8 protein-coding genes are annotated in these 12,013 nt (G+C 42.5%); 6 read left to right on the top strand and 2 right to left on the bottom strand.

The annotated features are described in order from the left end of the window. The first annotated feature begins 73 nt into the window (after nucleotides 1-73). The 6 genes from glgB (at nucleotide 74) to brnQ (ending at nucleotide 10,314) form a co-directional block, all read left to right on the top strand. On the top strand, nucleotides 74-1,981 hold the full coding sequence (gene glgB / locus IEX94_RS07515) for a 1,4-alpha-glucan branching protein GlgB (protein WP_188856690.1): 1,908 nt from the start codon (nucleotides 74-76) through the stop codon (nucleotides 1,979-1,981). After that, nucleotides 1,978-3,144 (top strand): glucose-1-phosphate adenylyltransferase, encoded by a 1,167-nt coding sequence (locus IEX94_RS07510; protein WP_229782618.1) that lies wholly within the window; start codon nucleotides 1,978-1,980, stop codon nucleotides 3,142-3,144. The genes glgB and IEX94_RS07510 overlap by 4 nt, the downstream gene beginning before the upstream one ends. Beyond that, complete coding sequence (gene glgD, locus IEX94_RS07505; RefSeq protein WP_156857102.1) at nucleotides 3,144-4,247, top strand: glucose-1-phosphate adenylyltransferase subunit GlgD; 1,104 nt, start codon at nucleotides 3,144-3,146, stop codon at nucleotides 4,245-4,247. Before IEX94_RS07510 ends, glgD begins: the two co-directional genes overlap by 1 nt. A gap of 83 nt (nucleotides 4,248-4,330) precedes the next feature. After that, entirely contained in the window at nucleotides 4,331-5,779 is a 1,449-nt protein-coding gene (locus tag IEX94_RS07500) for a glycogen synthase (RefSeq protein ID WP_188856689.1), read from the top strand. Nucleotide 5,780: 1 nt separating this feature from the next. Next, nucleotides 5,781-8,207 (top strand): glycogen/starch/alpha-glucan phosphorylase, encoded by a 2,427-nt coding sequence (locus tag IEX94_RS07495; RefSeq protein WP_373290807.1) that lies wholly within the window; start codon nucleotides 5,781-5,783, stop codon nucleotides 8,205-8,207. Between the two features lie 745 nt (nucleotides 8,208-8,952). After that, nucleotides 8,953-10,314 carry a branched-chain amino acid transport system II carrier protein gene (brnQ, locus tag IEX94_RS07490; protein ID WP_188856687.1) on the top strand — a complete coding sequence of 454 codons (1,362 nt, stop codon included), beginning with the start codon at nucleotides 8,953-8,955 and terminating at the stop codon, nucleotides 10,312-10,314. A gap of 218 nt (nucleotides 10,315-10,532) precedes the next feature. Here brnQ and IEX94_RS07485 read toward each other — a convergent pair whose 3' ends face one another. Both IEX94_RS07485 and IEX94_RS07480 read right to left on the bottom strand, forming a co-directional pair. Then, nucleotides 10,533-11,177, bottom strand: coding sequence for a GntR family transcriptional regulator (locus IEX94_RS07485; RefSeq protein ID WP_188856686.1), 645 nt, complete (start codon nucleotides 11,175-11,177; stop codon nucleotides 10,533-10,535). A 374-nt stretch (nucleotides 11,178-11,551) separates the two neighbouring features. Continuing rightward, nucleotides 11,552-11,860, bottom strand: coding sequence for a hypothetical protein (locus IEX94_RS07480; RefSeq protein WP_188856685.1), 309 nt, complete (start codon nucleotides 11,858-11,860; stop codon nucleotides 11,552-11,554). Between the last annotated feature and the right edge of the window lie 153 nt (nucleotides 11,861-12,013).

Raw genomic sequence — 12,013 nt, 5'->3', positions numbered from 1 at the left:
TAAAAAATATTCAAAATCTTCCTTGCCTTTATCTTGAATTAGTGATAATCTTCTGTTGTAATAAAGGAGGTGAATGTTGTTGTATGGCATGAATGAAGATGCAATTTATTTATTTCATCAAGGAACGAATTATCAAGTGTATCAATTGCTTGGCTGCCATTTCATTGAATGGGAAGGTGAGGAAGGCTTTCGATTTGCTGTCTGGGCTCCTCACGCAAGGCGTGTCGCTATTGCTGCCGATTTCAATGAATGGAAGGGACAGACTCATGAGTTGACGCGCTTGAATGACGAAGGGATTTGGGTAGGTTTCTTCAGCGATATACCTCCTAACACTGCTTATAAATACCATATAACTACAGCAGACAACGAAATGATTCTAAAAGCAGACCCCTATGCCCGGCAAGCGGAAGTCCGTCCACGCACTGCCTCATTGACACCTTCCCTAGAAGTCTATGAGTGGAAAGATACTGCCTGGCTGAAAGAGATGCGGACCTATAATCCTCATACCTCTCCGATATCCATTTATGAAGTGCATCTTGGTTCATGGAAATTGAAGGAGAATGGTGATCATCTAACCTACATAGAACTTGCAGAAGCACTTATTCCATATGTATTAAATCTCGGATTTACCCATATTGAACTTTTGCCACTAGCAGAGCATCCATTTGATTTATCATGGGGCTATCAGATAACCGGCTATTATGCGATCACATCCCGTTACGGCACCCCGGAAGAATTCAAAGCGTTCGTTGATACCTGCCACAGGGCGGGAATCGGTGTCATTATGGACTGGGTTCCGGGACATTTTTGTAAAGATGATTTCGGTTTACGTCAGTTCGACGGGGAAGCCCTCTATGAATACCGTGATTTGAAAAAAGCGGAGAAACATAACTGGGGTACCCTAGCCTTTGATTTCGGGCGTCCAGAAGTACAGAGCTTCCTTGTTTCGAATGCCATTTACTGGTTGGAGGAATTTCATATAGATGGAATCCGTGTCGATGCGGTCGCAAGTATGCTTTATCTTAACTTTGACCGGCCCGAGCACGAGGGGAAAATCTTTAATTCTTACGGGGGGGAAGAGAATCTCGAGGCAACTGCCTTTCTTCGTAAATTGAATAAAACAGTCTTCCAATACCGGCCGAATGCGCTCATGATGGCGGAAGACAGTACAGATTATCCGCTCATCACCGCACCGACTTATCTTGGAGGTCTCGGCTTTAATTTCAAATGGAATATGGGCTGGATGAACGACATGCTTGAATATATGGAGATGGATCCAATCTACCGCAAGTGGCATCATAATCTGGTCACATTCTCCTTCATGTATACATTCACGGAAAACTTCTTATTGCCACTATCGCATGATGAAGTCGTCCACGGAAAGAAATCTTTATTATCCAAAATGCCTGGCGACCAGTGGCAGCAATTCGCCGGATTACGTTTGCTCATCGGCTATATGTTCAGCCACCCGGGGAAAAAATTATTGTTCATGGGTGCAGAGCTTGCCCTCTATTCTGAATGGAAGGATAAAGAGGAGCTTGATTGGCATCTATTGGATTATCCATTACATAAAGGAATGTTCGATTATATCAAAGCTTTACACTGCCTGTTTAAAGGTGAGCCGGCATTGTATGAGCTTGACCATGAACCGGAAGGCTTTGCTTGGATTGACCCGCATCAGATTGATCAAAGCGTAATTGCTTTTAGAAGACGGGCGGAATGTAAGAAGGAAGAACTCGTTATCGTCTGTAATTTTACACCGAATGTCCATTATGATTATAAAATCGGAGTGCCGGAACCAGGCGTTTATGAAGAGATTTTTAATTCGGACGCAGAGAATTTCGGCGGTTCGGGTCAATATAATGATGAACATTTCAGTATTCCCAAGAAATGGCATGGCTTAGAGCAGCATATCAAAATAAAAGTTGCCCCACTTGCTGTCATGATTTTTAAGAGAAGAGACGAGGAGGATGCGAATTGAAAGAATGTGTTGGAATGTTATTAGCAGGAGGAGAGGGGAAACGCCTCGGTTTACTTACGAATGAGAACGCGAAGCCTGCTGTTCCATTCGGCGGGAAGTACCGGATTATTGATTTCACATTAAGCAACTGTGCAAATTCCTCGATTCAAACACTTGGCGTATTGACACAATACTCGCCAATCAATTTAAATCAGCATATCGGTAACGGCAAAGCTTGGGATATGGACCGGAGGAATGGCGGTGTGACGATGCTTTCGCCGGCAACCGGCAAGCATGGAGGGGATTGGTATTCTGGAACTGCTGATGCAATTTACCAGAACATTCATTTCATCGATCAATATGATCCGAAATATGTGCTCATTATTTCCGGTGATCATATTTATCAAATGAACTATCAATCTGTCCTCGCGCAGCATAAAGCGACGAATGCCGATGCAACGATTTCGGTCATTGAAGTTCCGTGGGAGGATGCTTCCCGGTTTGGAATTTTAAATACTACCGAGACACTTGAAATCTATGAATTTGAAGAAAAACCTGCTAACCCGCAAAGTAATCTTGCATCAATGGGGATTTATATATTCACATGGGAAACACTCCGGGAATTTTTAATAGAAGATGCGACTGATCCGGATTCCAGCCATGATTTTGGCAAAGATATTATTCCGGCAATGCTTGGTCAGGATAAACGGCTTTTCGCTTATTTATTTACCGAATACTGGAAAGACGTTGGCACGATTCAGAGTTACTGGGAAGCTACGATGGATTTACTGGACGAAGATTCCGGTAGTCCGCTTTCAGTAGCAAGAGAAGACCGGAGTAAACAAATCTATACAAATGAAGCCAATTTCCCGCCGCAATATATTGGAGGAACCGGTCGGGTGACAAATTCGTTCATTAATACCGGCTGCTTTATCTATGGAGATGTATCGAATTCCGTCCTTTTCCGAAATGTGCTCGTAAAACAGCATGCATCAATCCATCAATCGATCCTGCATCCTGGAGTGACTATCGGAGAAAATGTCGTCCTGGAACGGGTTATCGTCATGGAAAATACGGAGGTTCCGGACGGGGTGCAGGTTTACGCGACGAAGCACGCAGAACCATTAGTCCTTAATCAGGAAAATATAAGGGAGCATTTTAGTGAAATGGAGGGTATGAACTAATGGACCGGATGATGGGGCTAATTAATCTTGATCAGGAATATCATGTTTTCAATGAACTCACCTACTTCCGCAATAATGCATCAATTCCATTTGCCGGAAGATACCGTCTGATCGATTTTGCTTTATCAAATATGACCAATTCTGGAATGGAGGAAGTGGCAGTATTTGTTCGGCATAAATATCGCTCCCTGCTCGATCATCTTGGGTCGGGGGAAAGTTGGGATCTCGACCGGAGACATGGCGGGTTATTTATTTTACCGCCGGACTGGAATGATCCTAGTGATCGCTCACGTGGTGATTTGAGCTTTTTCCATAATAATCGAGATTATTTTAATCGGGGGAAGGCGAACCATGTCCTAGTTAGCGGCAGTCAGTTCATTGCGAATACGGATTATAAAGAAGCGTTCAGCCAGCATCTTGAAACGGACGCGGACGTGACGGTAATTTATACGCCGGTTGATGAGATCCGACCGGAGCATCAAGCTTATTTCCGGATTGAAGAAGGGGAAGACGCTAGGGTAATCGGCATAACGAATGATGAGCAGAATCCTAATGTATTCACGGGTGTCTATATCATTAAGAAGGATTTACTGATGGAGATCGTCAATTATTGCATCGCTTACCATAAGGAGAATCTTTTTGCCGATGGAATCAAAGACCAGCTCCATGAATTGGACGTCCGGGCGTATAAATATGATGGATATCATGCGTTTATAAATACGATTGAAAGCTTTTACCGGGAAAATATGAAACTATTGACGGAAGAGAATTTCATTAATTTATTTGCGAAACCGTTCATCCGGACGAAAGCATCAAGCAACCCGCCTGTGAAATACCAAGCCCAGGCACTCGTTAATCATTCGATTATTGCAAATGGCTGTATCGTGAATGGTCAGGTGGAAAACAGTATCCTTTTCCGTGGGGTGGAAGTAAGTGACCATTCTACAATCAAAAATTCCATCATCATGCAGCGCTGTAAAATTGAAGAAGATGTCTACCTTGAAAATGTAATCTTAGATAAAGACGTCCATGTGAAAAAAGGCCAACGCATCATTGGCACAAGCGACAAACCATACGTCGTAGCAAAAAGACAAATCGTTTAGCGGGACATTGGGGTCAGAGCATTTGTCCCAGTGGTGGGACAAATGCTCTGACCCCATGTCCCAATGATAGGAGGTAAGTGCAAATGGAGAGGGTTTTATTTGTTGCTTCAGAGGGTGTGCCGTTTGTTAAGACTGGGGGGCTGGCGGACGTAATTGGTTCATTGCCACAGGCGCTTCAAGCTCATGAGGAGCTGGAAGTACGGGTGATGTTACCTTATTATGATGAGATCGGTGAGGAATGGCAGGAGAAAATGGAATATCTTACGACGTATGACGTCCAAGTCGGCTGGAGAAAACAGCAGGCTGCGCTTTATACGTTAACCCATGAAAACTGTGTCTATTATTTTATTTCAAACGACTATTATTTTAGTCGAAAAGGTATTTACGGCTATTATGATGACGGAGAGCGATTTGTCTTTTTCAGTCATGCGGTGATTACAGCGCTTCCCCTGCTTGATTTCACACCAGACGTTCTGCACGCCCATGACTGGCAAGCAGGTCTTGCCGTCCTGTTAGCGAAAGTCATGCAGCCGTTGCCGAATTTAAAAACAGTTTTCACCATCCACAATTTAAAATATCAAGGGCTGATGCCAACAGATGTTTACGAAGATTTCTTTCAAATAGACCGCGGACATTTAGCGGGGATGGAATGGGACGGGATGATTAATAGCTTGAAGGCAGCTCTGTTTCATGCGGATAAAATTACAACGGTAAGCCCAACCTATGCGGAAGAAATAAAAGAACCGTACTACGGTGAAGGGCTGCATCAAATGATCCGCGAACGGGAAGCGGATGTCATCGGCATATTGAACGGGATTGATACCACGGAATATCATCCACTGACAGACCCGCATCTGCCAATTAATTACCGGACAGCTCGAAGTAAAAAACTTGGAAATCGCGAGCTGCTTCAGGAAGAAATTGGCTTCACTTATCACCCGGATCGGCCGCTTTATGTGATGGTGACAAGGCTCGTGGAACAAAAAGGGCTTCACCTCGTTCAGCGGATCATAGATGATTTTTTACAAAAAGATATTCAATTCCTTGTTCTTGGTACCGGGGAGCAGGAGTTTGAGGATTATTTTACGTATCTTGAAGGGGCATATCCAGATAAGGTGAAAACATTGCTTACGTTCAGTGAACAGCTCGCTCGGAGAATTTATGCGAGTGCCGACTTTTTACTGATGCCTTCGAAGTTTGAGCCTTGCGGGTTATCCCAGTTGATTGCACTCCAATACCGCACCGTTCCAATTGTAAGAGAAACGGGCGGCTTGAAAGATACGGTGACCGCCTTCAACAAGGAAACAGGGGAAGGGAATGGCTTCAGTTTCACCAATTATAATGCCCATGAACTGCTTCATGTGCTCGATTACTCCCTCGAAATCTATCGTGATACAGAAAAATGGAAGCAGCTTATTAAAAATGTAAATAAAGGTGCTTATACTTGGAAGGAGTCAGCGAAACAGTATAAAGAGCTTTATAAGGATATAGTATCACCGACAAATCAGTTAAATGAGCAGGGAGCGAATTAATTTGAAGCGGTTAACTGCAGAAGACCTGAAAGCACGCATGACAACGTATATAAACACGACATATCGTCTTGATGTAAAAGAAGCGACGGAGGAAGAAGTGTTTTACGCTTTAGCAGCTGTCGTCAATGAACAGGTGAAGCCGCTTTGGGATAAAACAAATGAACGTTATAAATCGGAGCAAACGAGACAAGTTTATTACCTTTCCATGGAATTTTTAATTGGAAGACTAATCGAAAGTAATTTACTGAACCTCGGTATGCTCAAGGAAGCAAATCAGGCGCTTCAAGAACTTGGCTTCCAAGCAGAAGACGTCTTTACAGTGGAACAAGACGCTGCGCTCGGGAATGGCGGTCTCGGCCGGCTAGCTGCTTGTTTTCTTGATTCCCTCGCTTCTTTAAATTATCCTGGGCATGGTTACGGAATCAGGTATCGTTACGGATTGTTCGAGCAGCGCATTATCCACGGAAACCAGGTCGAGCTCCCAGACTATTGGCTGAAAAAACCTTATCCATGGGAAGTGCGGAGAGAGGAAGAAGCATGTGTTGTCCAGTTTCAGGGGATTGTCCGAATGCATCAGAGGCGTAACGGTTCACTCGAAATCAATCATGAACATACAGATAAAGTTTTAGCCGTGCCTTATGATGTTCCAGTTATCGGATATGAGAATGAGACGGTGAACACGCTCCGGCTCTGGAGTGCCGAACCTGTATCCGGGGCGCCGGACAATTCCGGGGATCAAGAAGAATTTTATCATCATCTTGATTTCGAGCATTCGATTGAACAGCTTTCAGGCTTTCTTTACCCTGATGATTCCAGTTATGAAGGAAAGGAGCTACGGCTAAAGCAGCAATACTTTCTTGTCTCAGCAAGCGTGCAGAATATGATCAAGCAGTTTAAGAAAAATTACCGGCTTTCCTCAAAACATTTTCCGGAAAAGATAGTCATTCAGATTAACGACACCCACCCAAGCTTAAGTATTCCAGAGTTGATGCGTATTTTAATGGATGAAGAGGATCTTGGCTGGGATGAGGCGTGGGAAATTACGACACGAGTATTTGCCTACACGAATCATACAACATTAAGTGAAGCATTAGAAACATGGCCAATAGCAATGATGCAGAAGTTACTTCCAAGGATTTATATGATCATCGATGAAATTAATGAACGCTTTTGTCAGGGGATATGGTTTGACCATAAGGAAAAACGGGATAAAATTCCCGAGCTTGCAATTATTGCCGATGAACAGGTACATATGGCACGGCTCGCAATCGTCGCAAGCTTTAGTGTGAACGGGGTCGCCAATATCCATACAGAAATTTTGAAGAAAAAGGAAATGAAAGAATTCCACGAGCTTTATCCGGAGCGCTTCAATAATAAGACAAATGGAATTACCCATAGGCGCTGGCTCATGCAGGTGAATCCGAAACTCACCTCCCTCATCCAAGACATAATTGGCGATCAATGGGTCAAACGGCCAAAACAATTGATCAGCTTGCTCCGATTCCAACATGACAAGGATGTACTTGAACAATTTGCGAAAGTGAAAAATGAAAATAAGCTTGCACTTGCCAACTTTATCCACCAGCAAATGGGGATAACTGTTGACGACCAATCGATCTTTGATGTACAAATTAAACGGCTGCATGAATATAAACGGCAGTTGCTCAATGTGTTCCATATCATTTACCTTTACAATGAGTTGAAGGAAAATCCGAATCTTGATATGACACCGCGGACGTTCATTTTCGGGGCCAAAGCTGCGCCTAGCTATCATTTAGCAAAGGAAGTCATTAAGCTCATCAATACAGTCGCATCGATTGTCAATTATGATAAAGATACTAAGGGCAAGCTGAAAGTGATCTTCCTAGAGAATTATAATGTAAGCTTAGCGGAGAAAATCATACCGGCCGCAGAGATTAGTGAACAGATTTCAACAGCGAGCAAAGAAGCTTCCGGAACAGGGAACATGAAATTCATGATGAACGGGGCCCTGACGATGGGGACGATGGATGGAGCAAATGTGGAGATCTACGATTTGGTCGGTGAAGAGAACATGTTTATCTTCGGGCTAAGAGCAGAGGAAGTACTGGATTATTATCAGCACGGCGGGTACCATGCCCGTGATATTTATAACAAGGATGATCGAGTAAGGCGCATTCTTGATCAGTTGAATAATGGAGAATTTGGTACCCATGATATTGAATTTAAAGATATCTATTACAATATTCTTTATCATAATGATCCCTATTTCGTCTTGAAAGATTTCGAGCCATATATTGAAGCCCATGAATACGCGGAAAGTGTCTACAGGGATAAAATGAAATGGCAGCGTATGAGCCTCATCAACATCGCCCATTCCGGCAAATTCTCCAGCGACCGCACCATCCAAGAATATGTAAACGACATATGGAAAATAAACCCAACCTGAGTGGGACATCGGGGTCAGAGACGCTGTCCCAGTTTAGGATCGGGACATTGGGGTTAGAGACACTGTCCCGGTTTGAGATCGGGACATTGGGGTCAGAGGCACTGTCCCGGTTTAGAATCGGGACATCGGGGTCAGAGGCACTGTCCCAGTTTAGGATCGGGACATCGGGGTCAGAGGCACTGTCTCGGTTTGGGAGTGGGACATCGGGGTCAGAGGCACTGTCCCAGTTTAGAAGAGTGGAACATAACTGTAAAATATCAGGTTATGTTCTGCTCTCTTTCTTTTTGGTTTCTCTTAGCGGGGTCTCGTGTGTGCTACAGTCGTTTATCGCACCTTTAATCACTCAAATTCTTCAACTTGATGAGCTTCGTTTGATAATAGAGATTCTCTAATCGGCCAAACAACTACAATTCCACATGCTTCGATCGGTAATAAGGCCTCTAATTCGACGAACGTCTCTACTTCCGCTTCCCTCAGGCTTTAACTAGTCCTCCCATAACTTCCATATCGCCTTTCTAGGTTCGCAGACAAGATAACCCCCAGACATCCTCGCTTGTCCAGATTTTCCTTTTAGCGGAAAAAGTCGAAAAATTTGTAGATTAGCTATTGTTTTTTGTATTAAAAGATAGTATAGTAGATTCCAGCCGATATATTGCATATAGCTCGAACTCTATTAAATTGTTTGATAATTCTATCAAAAGGACTAACTAAAGAATTAATTAAAGAACATCTAGGAGGAAGAAAGATGAGAGATAAAATATCAGTATCCGCATATGTCGCAATAGGTTTTATGTTATTTGCATTATTCTTTGGAGCAGGGAACTTAATTTTCCCAGCTCAGCTAGGACAGTATGCAGGAGAGAATTTATGGCCGGCCGTTATCGGATTTTTGATTACCGGAGTTGGTTTACCGCTCTTAGGGGTCGTGGCAATTGCCTTTTCAGGAAGTGCCAACTTGCAAGAACTATCGAGCAGGGTACACCCAGTTTATGGAGTATTTTTTACAGCACTACTTTATTTAACGATTGGGCCATTCTTTGCAGCGCCGAGAACAGGTACAGTTGCTTATGAAGTGGGAATTATGCCGTTCGTTCCGAATGGTTCCGAACAAACTGGACTTCTTATTTTTACATTAATTTTCTTTGCAATTACTTTAATATTCTCGCTTTACCCAGCGAAAATAGTAGATAACGTTGGTAAAATTCTAGCTCCAGCTCTAGTTCTATTGCTGGCAATACTATTAATTGTAGCAATCTTTAATCCAATGGGCGCAATTGGCGAGGCTCAGGAAGGATATATTGAGGGAGCATTTGTTACAGGATTTTTGGAAGGTTATAATACAATGGATGCCCTTGCGTCACTAGTATTTGCTATTATTGTAATTAATGCGATTAAAGCATTGGGCATTAAAGATAAAGGCCAAATATTATCTGCAGCTACAAAATCTGGATTCATTGCGATCACGCTACTTGGAGCCATTTATATCGGAATTGCAATCTTAGGTGCGGGTTCGGTTGGCTCATTAGGCTTATTTGACAATGGAGGACCGGTATTAAGTGGTGCGGCGTCCCATTACTTTGGAAATGTCGGTTCCTTGTTACTCGCAGTCATGATTATTCTTGCTTGTTTAACGACGGCAATTGGCTTAGTGACTGCAAATGCGGAGTATTTCAATACTTTATTCCCGAAAATCAGTTATAAAGTTTTAGTTGTCTTTTTCTCAACGATTACCTTCATTGTTGCGAACTTTGGCTTAACGAATATCATATCCTTTTCGGTTCCGGTGTTGATGTTCTTATACCCATTAGCGATTGTATTGATCATTTTAACATTCTTATCACCACTATTTAATCACGCCCGTATTGTATACGTGGCAACAATCGGAGTAACTTTCTTAATCAGTATTTTCGATGGTTTAAAAACTCTTACAGATACACTTGAAATTGCCGATTTCGCATTTATGGTACCAGTACTCGATTTCTATGAGTCCTTTTTACCGCTTTATAATCAAGGACTTGGCTGGTTAGCCCCGGCGCTAATTGTTATCCTCGTTACAGGAATTATTGCAAAGTTTACAGGCAGTGCTGCAGCGACAGAGACAAATTAATAACTTGATAAAGTGAAACTTCATTCAGGGGGGTTCCTTACCTCCCCACTGAATGTTAGTTGAACAGAATCAGGGATTGACGGACTGTATATCCCCCACCTTCTCGTCTCGAGCTTCCCTTATGTTTAGAGATGGGGGTATTACAGACCGTTAATGCGTGATAAACAAACAAACCCCCGTATGAAGCACTTATACGGGGGTTCAGTTTTTTTATTAATCTATAGAATATCTAATGTCCTCAACCAATTTTTCTCCATTATATCTGCAGCCTCTTCCGGTTTTTTCTTCTTAAGGTAATGGATAATGTTCCGGTGGTCGGCAATCGAAGCCTTGGTAAGAACGATTCCATTATGGAAGAAATGCCTTCTTACATGCGCCTGCAAGGAGCGGACAAGCTGCTTGATATATGTATTGTCAGCTGCATCGACAATTACTTGGTGGAACAATTCATCAATTTTGAGCGCAGAATAATAGTTCTCCGTCTCGATCGCCGCTTGGAAACGTTGATTGATGTCTTCCAATTCCATAATTATATTCTCTTCAATCTCTTCACTTACAAGCTTTGTTGCGAGAACCTGTAAAGATGCAAGTGGGGGAAGCAGCTCATGAATGGATTCCCGATGAATTTCAGTAACTTGGGTAGCTTTACCGGGAAACATCTTGACAAACCCTTCCGTTTCAAGAATTTGCAAGGCTTCTCTAATTGGCGTCCGGCTGACACCGAGGGCTTGTGCGAGCTCGGTATCATTTATTTTCTCCCCGGGCAGGAGGGTACCGTCAATAATCCATTGTTGTATTTGATTGTAAGCGTGGTCTTTCGCAGTTAAACGAACCGATATGGAATGATTTTCAGGTATCGGCATCCTTTTACCCCCTTATACATTCTAGTAGTACTAGTATATAGGAATGAACGAAGAAAAGAAATATACAATATATTGCTCCGGGAGGGATCATATCAGTTAGAGCAGAAAACGCAACAAATGAGGGAAATGTGTTTTTATGGAAGTCCCCATTTAGAGTGAACGGACGAGCGATGAATTACCCGGGTCCGTTATTTGAAACAATTACAGAAATGCCAGGTGACTTTTCAGTTGATTTTACGAATACCAGGTAAGGAACGCAATTTAATTAGCAGATAAAAAGAAAACAGGTCAAACACGGATGCTGACCTATTTTTTGAGGTTAGATTCTATGGAGTTAAAAAATGAGGGAATGTCTGGAGATTAGCTGAATTTTACTAGGCCATTCCCATCGTTTTCTTAATACGCTGGATATCGACTTTATTTGCCCATGATTCATTACGTAAAAGTTCCTGGTTGATTAGGAACGTGTTTACTTCTTCTTTCAGGCCTCCGAATTCTTTAGCATTTGATATTTTCATACCATCGATTTCTGCTTTTAAATGTTCTTGGCCAGCACGGAGCGCGGTTAATAATTGTCCGTGTTCCTTAAGTTGAGAGTCGTGGTTTTCTAAAATATGGCTGTGCTCGTCCTGCTTATCCATGATTTTTTCAAGCATTTCAATGATTTGTTCTTCCTTATTCATCTTGATCACCTCCCTGATTGAATTCATTATAGCATGAAATACTACGAACAAAAGATGACATTTTTCGGATGGGAATATTTCTTTTTAAGAATTAGGATGATGTTAAGAAACAATAAAGGGACTGGTAGCAAATGAGTCGGGGATACTATCAAA

Origin of the sequence: Oceanobacillus indicireducens, assembly GCF_014647195.1 — a bacterium.
GTDB classification, from domain to species: Bacteria; Bacillota; Bacilli; order Bacillales; family Amphibacillaceae; genus Oceanobacillus; species Oceanobacillus indicireducens.
The sequence above is the reverse complement of the archived record's forward strand: the minus strand, read 5'-3'. Positions and strand labels throughout refer to the sequence as shown.